The sequence below is a fragment of the Pseudomonas sp. GD04091 genome (assembly GCF_029836165.1).
In the GTDB taxonomy this organism is placed as follows: Bacteria; Pseudomonadota; Gammaproteobacteria; order Pseudomonadales; family Pseudomonadaceae; genus Aquipseudomonas.
This window is the reverse complement of sequence record NZ_JAOEBG010000038.1, coordinates 1-20,973: the sequence shown is the minus strand read 5'-3', so window position 1 is coordinate 20,973 and position 20,973 is coordinate 1. Positions and strand designations below refer to the sequence as shown.

At 66.7% G+C, this 20,973-nt stretch carries 14 protein-coding genes; 5 read left to right on the top strand and 9 right to left on the bottom strand.

Going from position 1 to position 20,973, the window contains the following annotated elements; all coding sequences use genetic code 11:
• Positions 1–29: 29 nt before the first annotated feature.
• Together N7422_RS26460 and N7422_RS26455 are read right to left on the bottom strand one after the other, a co-directional pair.
• Positions 30–1,700, bottom strand: coding sequence for a POTRA domain-containing protein (locus N7422_RS26460; protein WP_279809296.1), 1,671 nt, complete (start codon positions 1,698–1,700; stop codon positions 30–32).
• 86 nt (positions 1,701–1,786) lie between these two features.
• Positions 1,787–3,412, bottom strand: a complete 1,626-nt coding sequence (locus N7422_RS26455) for a collagen-like triple helix repeat-containing protein (protein ID WP_279809295.1) — start codon at positions 3,410–3,412, stop codon at positions 1,787–1,789.
• A 536-nt stretch (positions 3,413–3,948) separates the two neighbouring features.
• Between N7422_RS26455 and N7422_RS26450 the strand changes: the two genes are divergently transcribed.
• Both N7422_RS26450 and N7422_RS26445 read left to right on the top strand, forming a co-directional pair.
• Positions 3,949–4,191, top strand: a complete 243-nt coding sequence (locus N7422_RS26450; protein WP_279809294.1) for a hypothetical protein — start codon at positions 3,949–3,951, stop codon at positions 4,189–4,191.
• Between the two features lie 34 nt (positions 4,192–4,225).
• On the top strand, positions 4,226–4,489 hold the full coding sequence (locus tag N7422_RS26445; RefSeq protein ID WP_279809293.1) for a DUF3077 domain-containing protein: 264 nt from the start codon (positions 4,226–4,228) through the stop codon (positions 4,487–4,489).
• Between the two features lie 80 nt (positions 4,490–4,569).
• On the opposite strand, the gene pbpC is transcribed toward N7422_RS26445, so the two are convergent.
• A complete protein-coding gene (pbpC, locus tag N7422_RS26440) occupies positions 4,570–6,915 on the bottom strand; it encodes a peptidoglycan glycosyltransferase PbpC (RefSeq protein WP_279809292.1) in 2,346 nt (781 codons plus the stop codon).
• Positions 6,916–6,983: 68 nt separating this feature from the next.
• Here pbpC and N7422_RS26435 point away from each other — a divergent pair, with 68 nt between their 5' ends.
• Positions 6,984–7,277: a hypothetical protein gene (locus N7422_RS26435; RefSeq protein WP_279809291.1), complete on the top strand. Its 294-nt coding sequence runs from the start codon at positions 6,984–6,986 to the stop codon at positions 7,275–7,277.
• Positions 7,278–7,426: 149 nt separating this feature from the next.
• Here N7422_RS26435 and N7422_RS26430 read toward each other — a convergent pair whose 3' ends face one another.
• Complete coding sequence (locus N7422_RS26430; protein ID WP_279809290.1) at positions 7,427–12,331, bottom strand: alpha-2-macroglobulin; 4,905 nt, start codon at positions 12,329–12,331, stop codon at positions 7,427–7,429.
• Positions 12,332–12,600: 269 nt separating this feature from the next.
• On the opposite strand from N7422_RS26430, the gene N7422_RS26425 reads away from it, so the two are divergent.
• Complete coding sequence (locus N7422_RS26425; RefSeq protein WP_279809289.1) at positions 12,601–13,938, top strand: MATE family efflux transporter; 1,338 nt, start codon at positions 12,601–12,603, stop codon at positions 13,936–13,938.
• A 135-nt stretch (positions 13,939–14,073) separates the two neighbouring features.
• Here N7422_RS26425 and N7422_RS26420 read toward each other — a convergent pair whose 3' ends face one another.
• The 5 genes from N7422_RS26420 to N7422_RS26400 all read right to left on the bottom strand — a co-directional run bounded on the left by N7422_RS26420 (position 14,074) and on the right by N7422_RS26400 (position 19,021).
• Complete coding sequence (locus N7422_RS26420; protein WP_279809288.1) at positions 14,074–14,529, bottom strand: transposase; 456 nt, start codon at positions 14,527–14,529, stop codon at positions 14,074–14,076.
• A 192-nt stretch (positions 14,530–14,721) separates the two neighbouring features.
• Positions 14,722–16,635, bottom strand: coding sequence for an arginine decarboxylase (gene speA / locus N7422_RS26415; protein WP_279809287.1), 1,914 nt, complete (start codon positions 16,633–16,635; stop codon positions 14,722–14,724).
• A 154-nt stretch (positions 16,636–16,789) separates the two neighbouring features.
• On the bottom strand, positions 16,790–17,161 hold the full coding sequence (locus N7422_RS26410; RefSeq protein ID WP_110739861.1) for a translation initiation factor Sui1: 372 nt from the start codon (positions 17,159–17,161) through the stop codon (positions 16,790–16,792).
• Between the two features lie 254 nt (positions 17,162–17,415).
• Positions 17,416–17,952 (bottom strand): NUDIX hydrolase, encoded by a 537-nt coding sequence (locus tag N7422_RS26405; protein WP_279809286.1) that lies wholly within the window; start codon positions 17,950–17,952, stop codon positions 17,416–17,418.
• Between the two features lies 1 nt (position 17,953).
• Positions 17,954–19,021 carry a DUF2333 family protein gene (locus tag N7422_RS26400; protein WP_279809285.1) on the bottom strand — a complete coding sequence of 356 codons (1,068 nt, stop codon included), beginning with the start codon at positions 19,019–19,021 and terminating at the stop codon, positions 17,954–17,956.
• A gap of 249 nt (positions 19,022–19,270) precedes the next feature.
• Between N7422_RS26400 and N7422_RS26395 the strand changes: the two genes are divergently transcribed.
• Positions 19,271–20,887 carry a diguanylate cyclase gene (locus N7422_RS26395; RefSeq protein ID WP_279809284.1) on the top strand — a complete coding sequence of 539 codons (1,617 nt, stop codon included), beginning with the start codon at positions 19,271–19,273 and terminating at the stop codon, positions 20,885–20,887.
• The last annotated feature ends 86 nt before the right edge of the window (positions 20,888–20,973 follow it).

Genomic DNA, 20,973 nt, shown 5'->3' with positions numbered 1-20,973 from the left:
TGCGGCCCTTTCGCGACACAAGGCCGCTCCTACAATTGATAGCTGAAACTCAGGTTCAGCCGCGGCCGCCGGTTGAAACTGTCCAGGGCGATGTCCGACATCGGCTTGGCCACCTCGACCGCGATGTTGTAGTAGCGCGCATCGCCAAACCGCAGCCCCAGCGCAGCCGACGACATCTTCGTGTCCTTCACGTCCAGTTCGTTGAACCAGGCCCTTGCCATGTCGAGCGCCACGTACGGTTGCACGACCTTGAACCAGCCCGCGTCGCGCCGAACGCTGTAGTTGAACTCATAGGCCAGCCCCCAGCCCTTGTCCCCCGAGCCCTGGTCACTGGGGTAGCCACGCCCGAAATTCTGCCCGCCGAACACCGCGCGCTCGCTGTCGGGCAGGCTGTCGTTGCTCCAGTAGGCCGCCGCCGAGGCCACGCCCTGCCAGTTGTCGGTGAAGTTGTCGCTCTGCACGCCCGAAACCCGCAGGCGCAGGAAATCCAGGTCGTAGCCGGCGTTGGTGTTTGCCCCCAGGCGATCGAGCCCCTGGTAGACGCCCGCGCTGAGTATGCGCAGGCGCCGCGCCTCGGCCTTGCGCCAGTCCCCTTCGAAGGACAGCGCGCGAATGTCGGTACGGCTGTCCAGCTGCAACGGATAGCCGACCACCTGGTAGTCGATGCGATCGTTGACCACGTAGAAGCGCCCGACCACCTCCAGCCATTCGCTGGGCGAGGCGATCAGCGACTGGCTGATGCCCAGCGAATAGCGTTCGTTCTCACGGTGCTGGGTCAGGTCGATGCCATTGTCCAGGCGGATGCGGGCCTTGGGGTCGCTGCGGTAACGCGAGGCCGACAGCAACAATTGCGAGCCCTCGGCGTCGAGGAACTGGCTGTAGTCGAGGCGATTGTAATGTTCCTTGTCCTCGCCGGGCGGCACCAGCACGCTGGCGCTCAGCTGCTCGGCGAAACGGGTCTGGGCGTTGCTGCTGGCGCCCAGCAGCGCCTGCAGGTCATCGCGGCTGCCATCGTTCAGGCTCAGGGTCGTGGTGAAGGGCTTGCGCGAGACCTGGGCAACCAGCCGCGTCGCGCCATCGGTGGTTCCCGGTGGCGGGACCTGGGCCTGGAAGGTCAGCCCGGGGATGCGCCCGGCCAGGCTGGTGTAACGCTCGAAGCTCTTGCGGGTCAGGGGGCGCTCGGCCTTGAGCCTGTCCAGCAGCTTTTCCAGATAGGCCCGGGCGCCGCCGACATCGCCCTCGACCTGGTAATCGCGGATATAGCCTTCCACCAGTACGACCCGCACCCGACCATCGGCGAAATCCTGGGGCGGCAGGTAGGCGTAGGACAGCAGGTAGCCATCCTGCTGGTAACGCTGGGTCAGGCGGCGGGTGATGTCGATGAGCTCGGCGAGGCTGACATCACGACCGATCACCGGCTGGTAATGATCGCGCAGCTCGCTCAGGGGATAGACCGTACCGCCCTCGAAACGCACTTTGCGCACCGTCACGCGGGTGCTCATCAGCAGGGGCTGCTGGCCCGTGGCATCCGGCGTGGGAACCTGCGGGCTGGTCGCGCCTGGGCGGTAGGCGTCCACCGGCAGGTTGGGCGTGGGCAGGCGGCGTTCGGTTTCGTTGCTGTTGAGAAAACTCGGCAGAGGCTCGGCGCGGGCCAGGCCAGCCCAGGTCAGCGCCAGCATCGTCACCAGCAGTAGACGCATCAGGACACTCCATGATCCAGGGTTGGCACAGATGCCTGCGCGGCCGCGACCGCGCAGGCACCTCACCTAGAGCGTAGCCCGTCGTATCAGCGCTGCCCGCCTGCCAGGGCGCCGCCGACGCCGTTGAGCACACCGCCCAGCCCACCGGGCTGCGCCGAGCCGCCATTGACCAACGTACCGGCCTGCCCCAGCGCGCCGCCCGCGGCGCTCACCGTGGCACCGACCTGGCTCACGACCGGGTTGGCCGTGGCGCCGCTCAGTTGCGTGCCGACGCCGCCGACCGCGCCGCCCACCTGGTTCAGCAGCCCGGCCACGGGCGCGCCCGCGCCGGTACTGGCGCCTACCTGCTGGGTCACGCTGGCCACGCCCGCGACGACCGGGGCCAGGCCCGTGCCCACTTGTTGGGTCAAGGCCGCAACCGGCGCGCCGGCAGCGGTGTTGGTCACGCCATTGCCGCCGAGCACGGTACCCAGGCTGGCGACCGTGTTGCCGGCCTGTGCCGTGCTGGCGCTGACACCGGCCACCGCGGAATTGCCAGTGCTGCTCGTCAGCCCGCTGCCTGCGCCGGCCACCACGCCGCCGACCGTTTCCAGCAACCCGCTCCGTGGGCCGCCCGTGGTCGGTGCCAGCCCGCTGGCAGTGGTGACCGTGGTGCCGGTATTGCCGACCAGTTGCCCGAGCGGGGTGGTCAGAGGGTTACCGTTGCCCGCACTGGCGACCTGCTGACCCGCCTGGCTCAACGCCCCGCCCACCTGGCTGAGGGTCTGGTTCAGCGGTGCGGCCAGACCGGTCTGGCGGGTGACGTTGGCCGTGCTGTTCTCCACCAGCGAAACCACAGGCACCAGGGCATTGCTGACACCTTGGGTGGCTCCCGCGAGCGGGCCACTGGTGCCGACCGGTGTGAGTGTGTTGCCCAGCATGGTCACGGCCTGGCCGACGCGATCGACTCCCTGCCCGGCCCCCGCGACCACCTGGTTGACCAATGGCACCTGTTCCACCGGCCCGCTGCTCGCCAGCCCGGCCACGCCTTGTCCGAGGCCGGAAACGCCGGTGCCCAGGTTCGCCGTGGCGGCGCCGACCACGCCGACCGTGGTGCCGACCGCGTTGTTGCCCGTGCCCAGCTGCCCGAGCCCATTGCTCAGGCCACTGCCGACACTGTTGACGGCATTGCCGGTGGACGAGACCAGCGTGCCCACCCCTCCTGTCAGCGAAGTATTGCCAGCGATGGGTAAGCCGCCGACGACCTGGCCGAGGTTGCTCACACCGTCGCCGATCCCGGAAACGGTATTGCCCAACTGGTCGATCACCTGGCCGGTGACCAGGGCACTGGGCGTCGTGCCGCCTCCTGTGCCGCCATCACCGCCACCGGGTGTGGTGCCACCACCTGTACCTCCGCCGCCAGTACCGCCACCTGTGCCAGCGCTGCCATCGCCCGGCGTGGTACCACCGCCCGTACCTCCAGTACCACCCGTGCCTCCCGTTCCGCCCGTACCTCCAGTACCACCCGTGCCTCCCGTTCCGTCCGTGCCGCCTGTACCTCCTGCGCCTCCGGTTCCATCCGTGCCTCCGGCACCCGCGCCGGCACCACCATCGGCCGAGGAGCCGTCGACCTCGCTGTGATGCCCGCCACCACCGCTGCTGCAACCGCTGAGGCCCAGGGACATGATCATCGTCAGCGCCGTTGCTGCCTTGATCCACGCTTGAGTGTTCATGGGAAGACTCCCGCTGCTGGTTATTGTTCTTGCAACCAGAAGTGAAAGCCGAGGGGGGCGAAACGGGTAGTTCACAACTTGGTGTTAGTACCTGTGGCAGGGGGCTGAAGAGGCCGCGCAAACCTATGGTATTCAAGCGGTTTCATCGTGCGATCGGCGCTCGGTCACCAAAGGCATAGTCGTAAGTCATTAGTACGAGTGGCTGGCGAAATGCGAGGGCCTCGAATAGACCACCGGCTTATTAAGATTTTCCCCATTCCCTGTAGTCCATTTCCCAAACATAATCCGAACCCCTTTCAAGCCATTGCGGTGGTCTGGGCTGGTCTCTAGTCTCGGCCGGTCGCTGCAAAATCAGCGACCGGCTTTGACAGGCTGCTGAGAACCTGACGCATGGCTTTCGCTCTATGGCGGCTGTGCGTGGGGCACCTCGTGTGCGCCGGGTTTGGTTCTCTCACCGGTCTGTCAACCCACGTACAGCTGCCACCCTCTTGTTTGACAGCAGTCGGTGGTGGCTCACTTTAGAGAGAGCCATTCCCATGCTGAAGATTGTCCCCGACCCACCCCACAACCCTCATTCCCTCGAAGACACCCTCATCCAGGCCACCGAGTACGCCCTGTGCGCGTTGACCGTGGCCCATCAGGCCGTGCAGCTCAAACCCAGGTCGCCTGCCGCCATCCTGATGATGGCGTCGATGCATGAGATGGAGTCACTGCGTGTGTTGCTCGAAGCGGCTTTGATTCAGGTGCAGATGCCGGATCAGGCGACGATGTCGCATTAAGCCACAGGCACCCACCCTTTCAGGGAGAACAACCGTGACCACAGACGACACCAAGACTACTGTCGGCAAGACCAAGTTCTACCAGGGCGAGGGCATGACCGACCCGCTGTTCTGCATCGAGCCCGGCATTCCCTGCCAGCATGCCCGCGATCAAGCCTCGGAATTGATGGGCTGCGTGCGTGACCTGACCATCACCGGGATCATGGAGGAAAAGCCTCAACTGCTCTGGGCGTCGTATTACCTGAGCGCGCTGGCCAAGGCGCTGATGGATGATGCCGAGCTCGGCATGAAGCACTGAGATTTGTACTGTCAGTGCCGGCCTCTTCGCGGGTTTACCCGCGAAGCAGGCGCTCCGCGGTTCGAGGATACGAGGTCGACTCACTCGACCTGAAACGCCACCCGCGCCGTCTCACCGCTCTCATCCAGCGCACTCAACTCGATGCTGCCCGCCTGTTCGAAACGCACCGGCAAGCTGTCCTGCCCCTGGGTTTCGCCCAGGGGCTGGCCGTTGAGGAACCACCAGCGCCGCCCCGCGCCCCCCAAGGCCGACACCCGCAACTGCAGCGGCTCATGGCTGGTGGCCGGGCGACGCAGGTTGTCGCCGGCGCGCACGCCGACGATCGACAACGGCGGCGCGCTGGCCACCTGTTGTGGCGGGCAGGCCGGATCCACGGCCGGTAGCCGCGCCGCACGGCGTTCGGCCCGTGGCAACCAGGGCTCCAGCGGCGCCGGCCACAGGGCGATGTCATGGGCCTTGGCCCCGGTGCAACTGGCATCGACACGCAAGCCCTGGTCGTCGAGCCAAACGGTCTCGCGCAACCCCAGGCCCAGGGGCTGGTCGGCCGCCAGCAAGGTCGGCGGGGTGGTGCCGTCCAGGGTCCAGGCGAAACGCTGGCGGCGGCAGTTGGGATCCTGGCGACTCATCGGCTGGCCCAATGGCCAACAGATCGCCGCCACGCCCACCGACGCCGGCACCGGCTCCACCGGCGCCTCGATACCGCGCTGGCTGTCACGGTTGCTCAGCAGGTCATGCACCTGCAGCATCAGCGGCGCCGCCGAGGCCAGGCCGAACTGGCCCGGCACCGGGGTTCCATCGGGGCGACCGATCCACACGCCGATCAGGTAGCGCGGGCCGACCCCCACCGACCAGGCATCGCGAAAGCCGTAGCTGGTACCGGTCTTCCAGGCCAGCTGCGGGCGCTGCACCAGCTCGGCGTGCGGGTCGCGGTCCGGGCGGGCCTGGCCGCTGAGGATGCGCCGGGTGATCCAGGCCGAGCCCGGCGACAACAGCCGCCGCTCCACCAGCGGGTCCTGGGGCTGCAGACGAATCTTCGCGCTGTTGCCGCCACGGCCGAACGCGGCGTAGCCACCGACCAGATCCTCCAGCCGGCTGCCGGCGCCGCCAAGAATCAGCGACAGGTTCGGCTCGGCCAGCGGCGGCAGCACCAGCGGCATGCCGCCCATGCGCATCTGCGCGGCGAAGCGTTTCGGGCCATAGGCCTCGAGCAGCTGCACCGCCGGCAGGTTGAGCGACAGCGCCAGCGCCGAGCTGGCCGACACCGGGCCGCTGAAGCCCATGGAGAAATTGCCGGGACGGTAGTCGCCATAGCGCCGGGGCACATCCTGCAGCAGCGACTCGGAGTGGATCAGGCCGTCGTCCATGGCCATGGCATAGAGGAACGGCTTGAGCGTCGACCCGGGCGAGCGCAAGGCATGGATCATGTCCACATGGCCGAAGCGGCGCGCGTCGCTCAGGTCGATCGAGCCCAGGTAGGCGCGCACCGCCATGCTCTGGGTCTCCACCACCAGCAGCGCCGCCGAGGTGCGCTCCGGCAGGCGAGCGCGCCAGCCCAGCAACAGGTCTTCGAGGCGGCGTTGCAGGGCGGCGTCGAGGGTGGTGCGGATCAGCGGCGGGCTGTTCGGCGTGTTCAGCCGCCGGGCCAGCAAGGGTGCCAGCGCCGGCTCCTGGCGTGGCGCCAGCAACAGTGGCTCTTCGCGGGCCTCGTCGATGCGCCGGGCCGGCCACACCTGGTACTCGGCCAGACGCTGCAGCACCTTGTCCCGGGCCCGCTGGGCGCGTTCGGGATGACGGTCCGGGCGCAGGCGGCTCGGCGCCTGGGGCAGCACGGCGAGCAACGCGGCCTCGGCCGGGGTCAGGTGTTTCGGCGATTTGCCCAGGTAGGCCCAGCTGGCCGCCGCCACGCCCTGCAGGGTGCCGCCGAACGGCGCGCGGTTGAGATAGAGCTGCAGGATCTCGGCCTTGGACAGGTGCCACTCGAGCTGCGCCGTGCGCCACAGCTGGCGCAGCTTGCCGGGCAAGGTGCGATCGTGTGGATCGAGCAACCGGGCCACCTGCATCGACAGTGTGCTGCCACCGGACACCACCCGGCCGCCACGCAGGTTGAGCCAGGCCGCCCGGGCCAGGGCCATGGGATTCACCCCGGGATGCTGATAGAACCAGCGGTCCTCGTAGGCGAGCAAGGCTTCGAGGTAGAGCGGCGAGACTTCGTCCGGGCTGACCGGATAGCGCCACACACCTTCGGCGTCGGCGAAGCGCCAGAGCGGCGTGCCGTCCTCGGCCAGTACCACCCGCGCCAGGTCGTCGCCCGGCATGGGCAACGGCCAGATGCGGTCGGCCAGCCACAGCAGGGCCATGGCCACCAGCAACGCGACGGCGACACGCCGCAGCAGCCTCGGCAGGCGCGGGCGCGCTAAGCTAGGCATCGGGAACCGAGCGGGCCTGTGCATGGCCAAAGGCTGGGAATCGCCGATTCGTTGATCAGGAAGCGACTATGCATGTAGAAGGTTTTTTCGAGTGGCTGGGCCAGGCGCTGGGTTCGTTGATCCGTTTCATCGTCGACGGCCTGAGCGGGTTGTTCAACCTGCTGGCCAACGCCGGTGGCAATTTCATCGACGGTCTGGCGCGCACGCTGGGCATGGACACCTCGCTGGTCAGCATCCTGGCACTCATCGTCGGCCTGATGCTGTTGTACTCGGCGGTCCGCGCGTTCATGCGGGCGTCGATCATACTCGGGATCATCTGGGCGTTGCTGGGGTTGTGGGTGTTGAGTTGGGTCGTCCATTGAACGCCCTGCGCAGCCCGGTGTAGGAGCGGCCTTGTGTCGCGAAAGGGCTGCGTAGCAGCCCCAGCGATTCTCGCATTGACGTCGAGATCGGGGGGCCGCTGCGCGGCCCTTTCGCGACACAAGGCCGCTCCTACAAGGGGTGCGTTGCCTCAGCGGGCGCGCACCACCATCTCGCCCTGGCTCTCGCCGATCGCCTGCAGGTTCGGCCGGTACATCGATTCCACCTGCGGCGGCGGGATGCGGTAGCTGCCTGGGGTCACCGCGCGGGCCAGGTACAGCAGGTGGGTGGTGCCGTAGCTGTCGAGCTTGAGCGCGGCCACATAGCGGTCGTCACGGTACTCCTGGTGCACCACGCTGGCGTTCTGCATCGACTCGCGCCACTGCTTCACCGCGCTGCTGGCGTTGTCCAGGCTGGCGGCGCTCTGCGCCAGGTTCTGGTTTTCCAGCTCCAGGCCCGCCGGCAGCAAGTCCACCACCAGGGCATCCGGCACCTGGTCCTGAGCCTTGAGCGCCAGGTGCACCAGCACCAGGTCGCCGCTGCGCAGGTTGCGCACATCCAGCGGCTGGCCGTTCATGCCCAGGTATTCGCGGCGGATCTCCATGCCGTTGCCGCTGGCGGCCCGGGCCTGGCGCGGGTAACCGGACAAGGTCAGCTGCTGGTACAGGGTGTCGCCACTCTGGTTCTGCACGGTCAGCGGCGAGGCCAGTAGCGGGCCTTCGAGCTTCATGCCCGAGTCGGCGTTGTTGAACTCGCGAACCTCTCCCGCGCTGTCCAGGCGTGCCGTCCAGTTGCCTTCCGGCTTGCCCAGCAGGCCACGGCCGGCGAGGAACAGGGCATTGCGTTCCTGGGTGGACAGCCAGCGGTTGGCGGCCAGTTCGTCGGAGAGCGCGAACAGACGCTGGTCGACCTGGTTGCCGGCCAGGTTGTTCTCCTGCAGCAGGGCCAGAATCAGCGCCTGGTCGCGCAGGGCGCTGCCGTAGTCAGCCATCCAGCCTTTGCCACGGCTGACGGCCAGGCCCGCCTGCAGCGCCTGTTGCGAACGCTGCTTGTCGCCCATCTTGTCCAGCGCCACCGCCAGCTGTACCAGCGGCAGGCCGGAGCGGGCGTCGGCGCGGCGCTCGAACAGAGCGCGCAGGGCACCCAGCGGCGCTTGCTGGCTGCGCGCCAGCACCAGGCCGGCGTAGGCCTGCACGGCGAAACGGGTATGGTCGGCGTTCTGGCTGTAGTCGACTTCGATCAGGTTGCGCTCCTGCACATAACGCAGCAGGCGCTCACTGGCCTTCTTCAACGCTTCGGCCGGCACGCCGTAGCCTTGCTCGCGGGCGCGCAGCAGGAAGTCGGTGACATAGGCGGTCAGCCAGTACTCTTCCTCGCTGTCCGAGCCCCACAGGCCGAAGCTGCCGTTGTAGCGCTGCATGCCCAGCAGGTGCTCGATGCCCATCTCGATCTTGCGCTTGCGCACATCGGCCGGCTCGCCCTTGATCCCCAGGCGTTTGAGGCTGTCGGCGTCGGCGTACAGCGACGGGTACAGGCCACTGGTGGTCTGCTCCAGGCAACCGTAGGGGTAGGCTTCCAGGGCGCGGATCTGCTCGCCCAGGTTCAGCGGCGGGCGGCTGGAAAGCGCCAGGCTGGCTTCGAGGCCGGCCGCCTCGAACTCGGCCAGGTCGCTGTCCGGCAGGCTCCAGGGCTGGTCCTTGAGGGCCACGCGGTAGTGCTTGAGCATCGCCGGGTAGGCCGGACGCACGCCCAGGGTCCACTCACGCTGGAAAGCGTTGGCCGGCTCGCCCGGCAGTTGCAGGCCATTGACCTGCACGCGCACCTTGCCCTGGCCCAGGCCACCCTGGGCCTGCACCGGGATCATCAGCGTGGTGCGCTGGCCCTCGGCGAGGGCAACGCTTTGCGACGCGCCAGCGGCCAGGCTCAGCTGTCCTTCGGCGGCGAGTTGCACGGTCAGTTGCTGGGCACGGCCGGACAGGTTGGCCAGGTCCAGCGCCAGGCTGGTGCGGTCGCCGCCGGCCAGGAAGCGCGGCGCGGACAGCTCGGCGATCAGGGGTGCGGCGACCACGGTCTTGCCTTCGGCCATGCCGAAGTGTTCCTCGGTCCAGGCCTGGGCCATCAGGCGCAGTTCGCCGTTGAAGTCGGGGATATCGACCGTGGCCTGGCCTTCGCCCTTGTCGTCGAGGGTCACCGGCAGGCTCTGCTGGGCGACGATGGTCACCGTGGTGTTCGGGCGCTTGCCGCCCTTGGCCATGGCGGCGTCACCACCAAAGGCCAGGCTGGCCAGGCGACCCTGGCCGGCTTCGATCAGCTGACCGTAGATATCCAGCTGGTCGGCGCCGTAGGCCTTGCGCCCGAACAGGCTGGCGAACGGGTCGGGGGTCTTGAAATCGGTGATGTTGAGGATGCCCACGTCCACCGCGGACAGCAGCACGTGCACCTGTTTCGGCACGCTGCCGTCGGCGTTGACCGCCTTGACCTTCACGGTCAGCGGTTGCTTGGGTCGCATCTTCTCCGGAGCCTGCAGCGACACGGCCAGCTTGCGCTCGGCGCGGTCCAGCGGCAGGTGCAGCACGCCCACCGCGCGCTTGGGCGTGGCGTTGGCCTTGCGCTCGCCCGGGCGGAGCACCAGGGCACTGATGTACAGGTCGTGCCGCGCCCATTTCTTGTCCAGCTCGACATCGAAGGTCTTGCCCTCGGCCGGCACTTCGATCTCCTGCCACCACAACGGGCCATCGGCGGACTCGATCATCAGGTAGCCACTGCCGGCGGCCGGCGGGGTGACGGTGACCTTGGCGGTGCCACCGTCCTGGTAGGCGGGCTTGTCCAGGGCGATCTTGACCTGGTCGGGGCGCACGGCGCCGCCTTCGGCGTTGTCCTGGGCGCGATAGCCGGCCCAGAAGCGCTCGCTGGACACCAGGCCGGTCTGCGGGTCTTCCACTTCGACGCGGTACGGGCCCCATTCCACCTGGAAGTTCAGCTTGGCGGTGGAGCCGGCTTTCACGCTGACGGTCTCTTCGGCCTGGGTGAGGAACTTCTCGTTGTAGTTGTAGCTCCAGCCGTCGCTCTGCGAGTAGTTCCAGTAGTAGTCGCGACGCTCGCGAATCAGGCGCACCTTCAGGTTGTCGGCGGCCAGCTTGCGGCCGTCGCGGTCGGCCACCAGGAACTCGAATTCCACCGGGCCGTCGCTGTCGGTTTCCTCGCCATCGAACAGACCGCGCAGGCCCGGCAGGCGCTCGGCGGGCCAGATCGGCTGCTCCAGGCGGCGGGTGATCGGCCGGCCGCCGGACTCCTGCAGGCTGGCCTGCACGGTCAGTTGCAGTGGCGAACGGGCCTCGGCCCAGCGGCTTTCGATGTCGATGCGGGCCTTGCCGTTCGAGTCGAGGGTGACTTCGTCCAGCTCCAGGTCCTGGTTCAGGTCGGTCTCGGTGACCGCGCCGAACTGATAGCCCGGCAGCGCCTTGACCGCTTCGCGCAGTGGGCGCACGTAGGCTTGGCCACTGAGGCGATTGCCGGCGGCCGGCGCGCCGTAGAGGTATCGGCCATTGACCTGGATGGCGGCGGTCTCATCCGGCGCCAGCGGCGTGCTGCTGCCCTCGAGCTCCAGCGCCAGGCGCTCGGGAAGGAAGTCCTCGACGAGGAATTCGTAGACCTGCTTGCGGCCACCGCCCAGATCGAGCAGCAGCTGCCAGCGACCGGTCGGGGCCTCGGTGGCCAGTTGCAGCTGGTACTGGAACAGGCCGTTCTGGTCAGCCTCCCAGACGAACTTGCGGCTGACCTGCTCGTCCGGGCGGCGCACTTCCACATTCACCGGCTGGGCCTTGACCGGCTTGCCGTCCTGGTCGCGCAGCAGGCCGTTGAGCAGCACGGTCTCGCCCGGGCGATAGAGGTCACGCGGGCCGAAGATGAAGAACTGCAACGGGTTGGCCTGAGGGCCGGTGATGTCGAACTCAGCGAGGTCCAGGGCCGCGGTGTTCAGGCGCAGCAGTGTGGTGTGCACGCCCTGGGTGGCGATCAGGGTGTCGGCCTTGGCGGTGATCGGCAGTTGGGCATGACCGTCGCCGTCGGTCTTGGCCTGGGCCAGCAGCTTGCCCTTGTCGTCGTGCAGTTCGAGGGTGACGTCCTTGAGCGCCTTGCCGCCCTCCAGGGCCTGGCTGAACACGTCCAGGCGGTCGCGGTAGCGGTGCGCGGAGACGCCGATGTCGCTCAGGGTGAACAGGGTCGCCGGCTGCGAATAGTCATAGGTGCCCGAGGCGCGCATCACCGCCAGGTACACACCCGGCTCCTGCAGCGGCTTGATCCCGGCGATCGGCAACAGCACGGTCTCACGGGTATTGCGCGCCGGGTTGAGGTCGAAGCGACCGCTGTAGACCAGCTCGGCCATCTCCAGGGTTTCCTTGGACTGGTAGTAGTACAGGCTGCTGTTGCGGCCCCAGTTGACCAGGAAGCTGGAGAGCATGTCCGGCTTGATGCGGAAGAACTCGACATCGACCTTGTCGACGTTCAAGGCGATCACCGGCAGGCCTTCGGCCAGGCGGGTGGGCAGCAGCGAGCCGCGGCTGGCGAAGCCCACGGTGGGCTGCATGTCGCGGGTCTCGAAGCGGCTGACCGACTCCGCCTGCAGCTGGTTGCCGTTGACCGAGAGCAGGCCCTTGTCGATGGTCAGGACCATCTTGCGCTGCGGTTCCAGGTGGCGCAGGCGCAGTTCCATCTGGTTGTCGGAGAGCTCCCAGGCGCCGTCGACCTTGCCCTTGACGGTGTCGACCAGGTGCAGCTTGGTGGTGAAGTCCTGGTTGGCATCCAGCGGCGCGGAGACGCTGACCGACAGGGTGCTGGCACCGTCGAGCTGCACTTCCGAGACGTCCAGCACGGTCAGCTCGCGGCCGGCATAGCGCTTGGCGAGCACGGCCGGGTCTTCGCGGCTGGCCGTTTTCGTCTCGACCGGCGCGGCAACGGTGGCGGCTTCGGAGGGCGCCGATGGCTTGTCCGGGGTGGACGAATCACAGGCACTGAGCAGGGCCAGCGCGCAGGCCAGCAACAATCCTTTGTTGAGCATTTGAGAGAGAACTCTTCGGCAGCGTGTACGTAAGGGGGGCAACTATAGCGCAACGGTGCCAGGCTTTCCCGGCGGTGCGCGGCAAGTGAGACCGTGTTCGCGCGGATTGGTTGCCGGGCGGGTAGAATGCTGGCCATTCGTCTATGGGGCGCGCTGCGCACGCCTTTCGCGACACAAGGCCGCTCCCACAGGGGCATGCAGTTTCCTGTAGGAGCGGTCTTGTGCCGCGAAAGGGCTGCGCAGCAGCCCCGAGTTCCTCAGGACTTCGCATGTCTTCTCTGTCCACTGCCTGGCGCGACCGCCCCACCCATCACAAGGTCTGGGCCCTGGCCGCGCCGATGATCCTGTCCAATGTCTCGGTGCCGCTGGTGGCGCTGGTCGACAGCACGGTGATCGGCCACCTGCCCCATGCCCACCAGCTGGGCGCGGTGGCGGTGGGCGCCACGCTGTTCACCTTCATGGTCGGCCTGATGGGTTTCTTGCGCATGGGGACCACCGGCTTCGCCGCCCAGGCCGCTGGCCGCGCCGACGGCGCGGCGCTGCGTCAGGTGCTGGTGCAGGGGCTGCTGCTGGCGCTGGGTTTCGCCCTGCTGATCGGCCTGCTCGCCCTGCCCTTCAGCCAGCTGGCGCTGCACGCGGTGCAGCCCAGCGAGGCACTGCATGCCTCCACCGAAGCGTTCTTCCACACCCGCCTGCTCGGCCTGCCGGCGGCGCTGGCCAGCTACGCCCTGGTCGGCTGGTTCCTCGGCACACAGAACGCCCGGGCGCCGCTGGCGATCCTGCTGGCCACCAACCTGCTGAACATCGTCTTGAACCTGTGGTTCGTCCTCGGCCTGGACTGGGGCGTGGTCGGCTCGGCCCGGGCCTCGGTAATCGCCGAGTGGAGCGCCGCGTTGCTCGGCCTGGCCCTCACCCGCCCGGCGCTGCGCGCCTACCCCGGGCACATAGCGTGGGCCGCGTTGAGGCGCTGGCAGGCCTGGCGCCCTTTGCTGGCGGTGAACCGCGACATCTTCCTGCGCAGCCTGGCGTTGCAGCTGGTGTTTTTGCTGTTGACCCTGCAGGGCGCACGCCTGGGTGAAGCGACGGTGGCGGCCAATGCGCTGCTGCTCAATGGCCTGATGCTGACAGCCTACGCCCTCGACGGCCTGGCCCACGCGGTCGAGGCCTTGTGCGGCCACGCCATCGGCGCGCGCGACCGCGAGACCTTGAGGCGGGCACTGGTGGTCGCCTGTGGCTGGTCGCTGATCGTCAGCCTGGGCTTTGCCGTGCTGTTCCTGCTCGGTGGACACCTGTTCATCGACCTGCAGACCGATATCGCCGGCGTGCGCGAGGCGGCGTATCCGTACCTGCCATACCTGGCGGTGCTGCCGTTGGTGGCGGTGTGGAGCTACCTGCTCGATGGTTTGTTCATCGGCGCGACACGGGCGCGGGAGATGCGCAATGCGATGCTGCTGTCGGTGGCGATCGCCCTGCCCGTGGCGTTTGCCATGCGCGGGTTCGGCAACCATGGGTTGTGGCTGGCATTCCTGGGTTTCATGGCATTGCGGGCGGTGACGCTGGGGTGGGTGGGGTGGCGGTTGCAGCTGCGGGATCGTTGGATTCGGTGAAGCTTGGGGCCGCGTTGCGGCGCTATCGCGACACAAGGCCGCTCCCACAGGCGCAGGGATTTCCACAAGGGATATGCAGCATCTGTGGGAGCGGCCTTGTGTCGCGAAATGAGGGCGAAGCCCTCACCTGCGGGGTTACAGCCACACACAATCCCAATGTGAATACTCGCCAACATGCTTGGCCAACCCCGCACGAATGGGATTGGCAACAATGTACCGGGCAACCGCTTTGACATCCTCTTCCCGCCGCAATGCCCGATCGTGATAACCGGTCTGCCAGATGTGCCGCCGCTCGACACACTCACGGTAAAGCGCATTGCTGCTACGAGATTTGAACGCACACATCAGTGTGCTCAAGCGGGCGTGCCCAAGCTCGACAAGCCAATGCACATGGTCAGGCATCAAGACCCAAGCCAAGGTGCGACAAGCATGCTGCTGATCACAAAGGCGCATCTGATTGACCACGACTCTGGCGAGGTTGAAATCAGCAAACAATGGTTTGCGGTCACGGGTCGTGGTTGTCAGCAAATAGAGGCGCCCGGGTTCGGAAAATCGGCCTCTACGCAAAAGACGAGAACGTGGACTGTCCATGTCGTGCTCCTTTGAACATTGCATTCAAAGTTAGCCGTGGTGGCAGGGTGCACAGCTACTGGACTATTGCTCGATGTGAATTCGGTGAGGGCTTCGCCCTCATTTCGCGACGCAAGGCCGCTCCCACAGTGGACGGTGCCATCCTGTGGGAGCGGCCTTGTGTCGCGAAAGGCCCGCAACGCGGGCCCCAGCTTACGAAGACAGGTACGAGGACCGGGTCAACCCCAACCGCAGCGCATCGAGGAACTGGGTCCGCTCACGCGCGCTGATCCGTGCGCTGGCCACCTTGTCACGGTAGTGGGTCATCAGCTCCTCCGGCGACAGGTGCACGTAGCGCAGCATGTCCTCGATGGTGTCGTGGGTCTCGATACCGGCGTGGTACACACTGCCATCGGCGTTCTGGTAGATGTTCACCGAGTCGGTGTCACCGAACAGGTTGTGCATGTCGCCGAGGATCTCCTGGTACGCGCCCACCAGGAACACGCCCAGCAGGTAGTCCTCGCCATCCTTGACCGAATGCACCGGCATGCTGGTCTCGATGCTCTGCTCGTCGACGTACTGGTTGATCTTGCCGTCGGAGTCGCAGGTCAGGTCCTGCAGCACGGCGCGGCGCAGGGGCTCTTCGTCGAGGCGGTGCAGCGGGATGATCGGCAGCACCTGGCCGATGGCCCAGGTGTCGGGCAGGCTCTGGAACACCGAGAAGTTGCAGATGTACTTGTCGGCCAGCTTGTCGTTCAGTTCGTCCAGCACCTGGCGGTGCGAGCGCTGGCGGGCCTTGAGCGAGTTGTGCAGGCGACGGCACACGGCGAAGTAGCACTGCTCCGCCAGGGCCTTTTCGGCCAGGGTCAGCTTGCCATCGGCGTACTGCGCGGCCACGTCGCCCATGTAGTGGGTGGCACGCCAGTAGGTCTCGGTGACCATCTCGATGTCGGTCGGACCCAGCAGGTCGGCCAGCCACTGCACGGTCTCGGGCAGGCTTTCCTTGTTCTCGATGGTCGGTACCTCGTCGTTGTGGCTCTCGACGTCGGTCACCTGGATCACCAGCATGGCATGGTGCGCGGTCAGCGAGCGGCCACTCTCGGAGAAGATGTGCGGGTGCGGCAGGCCCTGCGCATCGCAGAACTCCTTGAGCATCCCGACCACCACGCCGGCGTAGTCGTCCATGTCGTAGTTGATCGAGCTGGCGTTGCGCGAGTGGGTGCCGTCGTAGTCCACGCCCAGGCCACCGCCGACATCGATGTGGTCGACCGGCAGCCCCAGGGCGCGCAGCTCGCCGTAGTAACGGATGGCTTCCTTGAAGCCGTGCTGGTAGTCGGCCAGGTTGGCGATCTGCGACCCCATGTGGAAGTGCAGCAGGCGAATGCCCTGGTCGAGTCCGGCGTCACGGAAGCGCTGCACCACCGAGATCAGCTGGGCGGCGGACAGGCCGAACTTGGACTTCTCGCCCCCGGTGTCGGCCCACTTGCTCGAGGCCAGCGACGACAGGCGCACGCGCAGGCCGACCTGTGGCTTGACCTTCAGCTCCGCGGCTTCCTCGATCACCAGGGCGACCTCGGACTCCTTCTCGATCACGATGAACACGTTGTGACCCAGCTTCTGGCCCATCAGCGCCAGGCGGATGAACTCACGGTCCTTGTAGCCATTGCAGACGATGGTGCCGCCCTTCGGCGCCAGCGCCAGCACCGCCAGCAGCTCGGGCTTGGAACCCGCCTCCAGGCCGATGGAGACGTTCTGAGTGGCGATGATGTTCTCCACCACCGCCTCCTGCTGGTTGACCTTGATCGGGTACAGCGCGGTGTACTGGCTCTGGTAGTCCAGGCGCGCGATGTTGGCGTCGAAGGCACCGGTCAGCTGGCGCACGCGGTCCTGCAGGATGTCGGGGAAACGGACCAGCAGCGGCAGCGACAGGCCGCTCTGGCGCAGCTCCTGAACCTGTTCGAACAGGTCGATCGGGGCGCTGCCCGGGCCGTTGGGGCGCACTTCGACGCGCCCGGCATCATTGATGGCGAAATAACCAGCGCCCCAATGGCGGATGCCATAAACACTGCGGCTGTCGGCCACGGTCCATTGGCTACCATCGTCTTTGCGTGTGCGTCGTACGGACATTCAAGTCCCCTGTATGAAAAGTCGATAACACTGCCCCGCTTCGGGGCGCAGGCAGTGTAGATACTGAAAATGACGATTCTTCCGTGCCCTGGGATAGACCCTGACCACCGGAACGAGTTTAGAAAGCACTGGACAAAAAATCGCGCGGCGGCATTCAGCCGCCGGATTTCTTCGCCTTGAAACCCTGCTTGATCAGCTCGGCGAGCAGCAGCTCGACGTGGTCGCCCTGGATTTCGATGACGCCGTCCTTGAGCGCGCCGCCGGTGCCGCAGCGGCGCTTGAGCGTGCTGGCGAGCTCCTTGAGCGGCTCCAGCGCCAGCGGCACACCGGTGATGGTGGTCACGGTCTTGCCGCCACGGCCTTTGCTTTCACGGCGCACACGGGCAATGCCGTCGCCTTCGGGGATGACCTGCTGCTTGCAGACACAAGCGTCCACCGGCTGACCGCAGTCAGGGCAGTGCCGACCGGCATCGGTGGAATAAACAAGACCGCCAAGGGCGGCGAAGGAAGAAGCTTTCTTGGCCACTTTTGTTCCTCTGTGCTGAGGACAAAAACTGGTCGGCGGGAGCCGACCGCGAAGCCCCACTCTGGCAGGGGCGGCGCTACTGCCGCAAGATCCTGCGACAGCCCGAAAAGGGCGCGCAGTGTAACGATAAATCTGGCTGTTGCTAAGTACAGGATTGCGCCATTTTACGAAAGTTTTGCGACCTTCGGGCCACTGGGGCTGCTACGCAGCCCTTTCGCGATGCAAGGCCGCTCCCACTGGGACAGCGCAGCCCATCAGATCAGGCCAGCCTGGTACCGCTGCAACGCCACCAACGAGTCGGGGCAGTACGGCTGCTTTGCGCTTTCGGCCTGGGCCTGCTCGACGCTGATGAACCGCGCCTCGATGACCTCCTCGGGCTGCAAGCGCAGCGGCCCGTCCCACACCGCCGAATACACCGCGCACCACAAGCGGTTGCCCGGCTGCTCGAAGTAGAAGGTTTCGTGAAAGCGCAGCTCTACGCCGCTCACCCCGAGCTCCTCGGCAAGCTCCCGGGCCGCCGAATCGGCGTAGGACTCCTGCACGCCGACCATCCCCCCCGCCGCCACGTCCCAGTAACCGGGATACAGTGCCTTGCTCAGGGTGCGCCGGTGCACGCACAGGTCGCCGGCGCTGTTGAACAACAGGATGAAGGTGCAGCGCCCGATCAGGCCACGCTCACGCAGTTCGGCCCGTGGCAGGGCGCCGAGCAACTGGTCGTGATCGTCGACCCAGGCCACCAGCTCGGCGTCGGAGGCCGCGCGATGCGCGACCTCGGCGGGGTTGATCGCCATCTCAACCCTGCGACAGCAGCTGACGCAGGTCGATGACCGCGGCGTTGGCCCGGGAGATGTAGTTGGCCATCACCAGCGAGTGGTTGGCCCACATGCCAAAACCGCTGCCGTTGAGCACCATCGGGCTCCACAGCGCCTCCTGCGAGGCTTCCAGCTCGCGGATGATCTGCCGCACGCTGACCGTGGCGTTCTTCTTCGCCAGCACGTCGGCGAAGTCCACCTCGATGGCACGCAGCAGGTGCGACAGCGCCCAGGCCTGGCCGCGGGCCTCGTAGAACACGTTGTCGATCTGCAGCCACGGGGTCTCGACCACTTCCTCGTCGACCTGCGGCGCCTGGCCCGGGGCCACGGACTCGGTCTTCAGGGTGTTGTTGAGCTTGACCCGGCCGACGCTGGCCGACAGGCGCTGCGACAGCGAGCCCAGGCGGGTGGCGACATCGCCCAGCCAGTTGTTCAGGTTATCGGCGCGGGTGTAGAAGATCGCGCCCTGGTCACCCTTGGCCAGGCGAACCTGGTAGCGATTCAGCGACTTGATGCCTTCCTCGAACTCCGACTCGCTCGACGGCAGGATCCAGCTCTTGTTGTCGAAGTTGAAGCGCGGCTCGGCCTTGGCCAGGTCGGCGTCCTCGGTCGATTGCGACTGGGAGCGGGCGAAGTCCTTGCGCAGGGCGCGGGACAGGTCGCGCACCTGGACCAGCACGCCGTACTCCCAGCTCGGCATGTTGTCCATCCACAGCCCTGGCGGGAAGCGGTCGTTGGAAATGTAGCCGCCCGGCTTGTCGAGCAAGGTACCGGCGACGGTCTTGAGGGTTTCGACGGTGGTGTAGCCGACCACCATCTGCTGGCCGTTGCGCTCGGCCGAGGCCTGGGCGTTCTGCTGCACCGGGAACAGCTCCGGCTCCTGGCTCCAGTACCAGCCCAGGCCGATGCACACCAGCAGGTAGAGGCCGATCAGGGTGCCCAGCGCGCGGCTCCACAGGCCGCCAAGGTAGCTACGGGTGGCGGCGCCACGGGTATCGACCCGCTCACGGGGCTCGGCCTTGGCCTCGCGATTTTTCCAATCCAGCATGGCATTGTCCTTAATCAGTCACGAACGGTTCAGGGGTTGGACCGCAGGCCTCGGCCAGGGTGCCACGACAAACCCACGTCACAGCACTATAAAGCAGACGCCGCCATTCGTATAAGCGACCAACGGGTCGCCAACTGAATAATGGTCCCTGAACACTTTGTTGACCCGACGCACTCGCTTGTCGGAAAAGCGGTGCTAGCATAGAGCCATCATTGAACCTGCGCCCTCCCACTAATAAGTAGTCAGGACATGACCCAGCCAGCCGAGCCGAGCCACGAACGCCTCAAGCAGCACTTTGCCCAGCGAGTGATCCACCAGGCCCGGCAGATGCTCGAGATCTGGCAGCGCCTGCAGCGTGGCGAGTGGTCCAACGGTGACCTGGGCGAGCTGTGCGAGGCCAACCTGCGCCTGCAACGCTATGCCGAGCGGTTCGAGCAGCCCGAGCACGGCAGCCTGTCGTCGGCCATCGGCCAGACCTTGCGCGCCATCGAGGCCAACAGCGCCCGGCTCAACTCCGAACTGATCAGCGAACTCAACCGCCTGATGCAGCGTCTGTCACGCACCGGCCTGCGCAAGGGCGACCAGCTCGAAAACGTGCCCCTGCCGCCGCTGCGCAAGCCGGTGTACGTCGTGCTGCAGGACCACGAACGCGCCGAGCGCCTGGCCCAGCAACTGGAGTTCTTCGGCCTGACCGTGCAGGCGCTGTTCAGCGCCGAGGCGTTCCGGGCATCGATGAGCGAACGCCTGCCTTCGGCCATCGTCATGGATGTCGACTTCACCGGTCCCGGCAGCGGCCTGCAGCTGGCGGCCCAGGCCCAGCAAGGCCTGGAGTTGCCGGTGCCACTGCTGTTCTTCAGCCTGCACGAAACCGACACCCCCACCCGCCTGGCCGCCGTGCGTGCCGGCGGCCAGGAGTTTCTCACCGGCACCCTGGACGCCTCCAGCCTGCTGGAGAAGCTCGAACTGCTGACCAGCGCCACCCAGTACGATCCGTTCCGCGTACTGGTGATCGACGACTCGCGCGCCCAGGCCATGCACACCGAGCGCCTGCTCAACAGCGCCGGAATCATCACCCGTACGCTCACCGAGCCGATCCGCACCATGAGCGAGCTGGCGGACTTCCAGCCCGACCTGATCATCCTCGACATGTACATGCCCGAGTGCACCGGCACCGAACTGGCCAAGGTGATCCGCCATAACGATCGCTACGTCAGCGTGCCGATCATCTACCTGTCGGCCGAGGACGACCTGGACAAGCAGCTCGATGCCATGAGCGAAGGCGGCGACGACTTCCTCACCAAGCCGATCCGCGCCCGCCACCTGATCACCACCGTGCGCAACCGCGCCGCCCGCGCCCGCCACCTCAAGGCGCGGATGGTGCGCGACAGCCTCACCGGGCTGTACAACCATACCCATATCCTGCAACTGCTCGAGGACTGCAGCTTCCGCGCCCGCCGCGAAGCGCAGCCGCTGAGCTTCGCCATGCTCGACATCGACCACTTCAAGAAGATCAACGACCGCCATGGCCACCCGATGGGCGACCGTGTGATCAAGAGCCTGGCGCTGTTCCTCAAACAGCGGCTGCGCAAGACCGACTTCATCGGCCGCTATGGCGGCGAGGAGTTCGCCATCGTCATGCCCGGCACCGGGCTCGAGGCCGCCCACAAGGTGCTGGACGAGATCCGCCGGCGATTCGCCGAAATCCACTATCCCGCCCAGCCCCATGACCTGCAGTGCACCTTCAGCGCCGGAGTGGTGCAGCTGGACCACGAGCTCGACGCGCTGACCATGGCCAGCGCGGCGGACGAAGCGCTGTACCGGGCCAAGCATGCCGGGCGCAACTGCGTGGTCAGGGTCGAGCCGTGACTACCGGTATGGGCCGCTCTGATGGAAAATTCGTAATCTATTGATTTAACTCGACCCTGTGGGAGCGGCCTGGCGTCGCGAAAGGG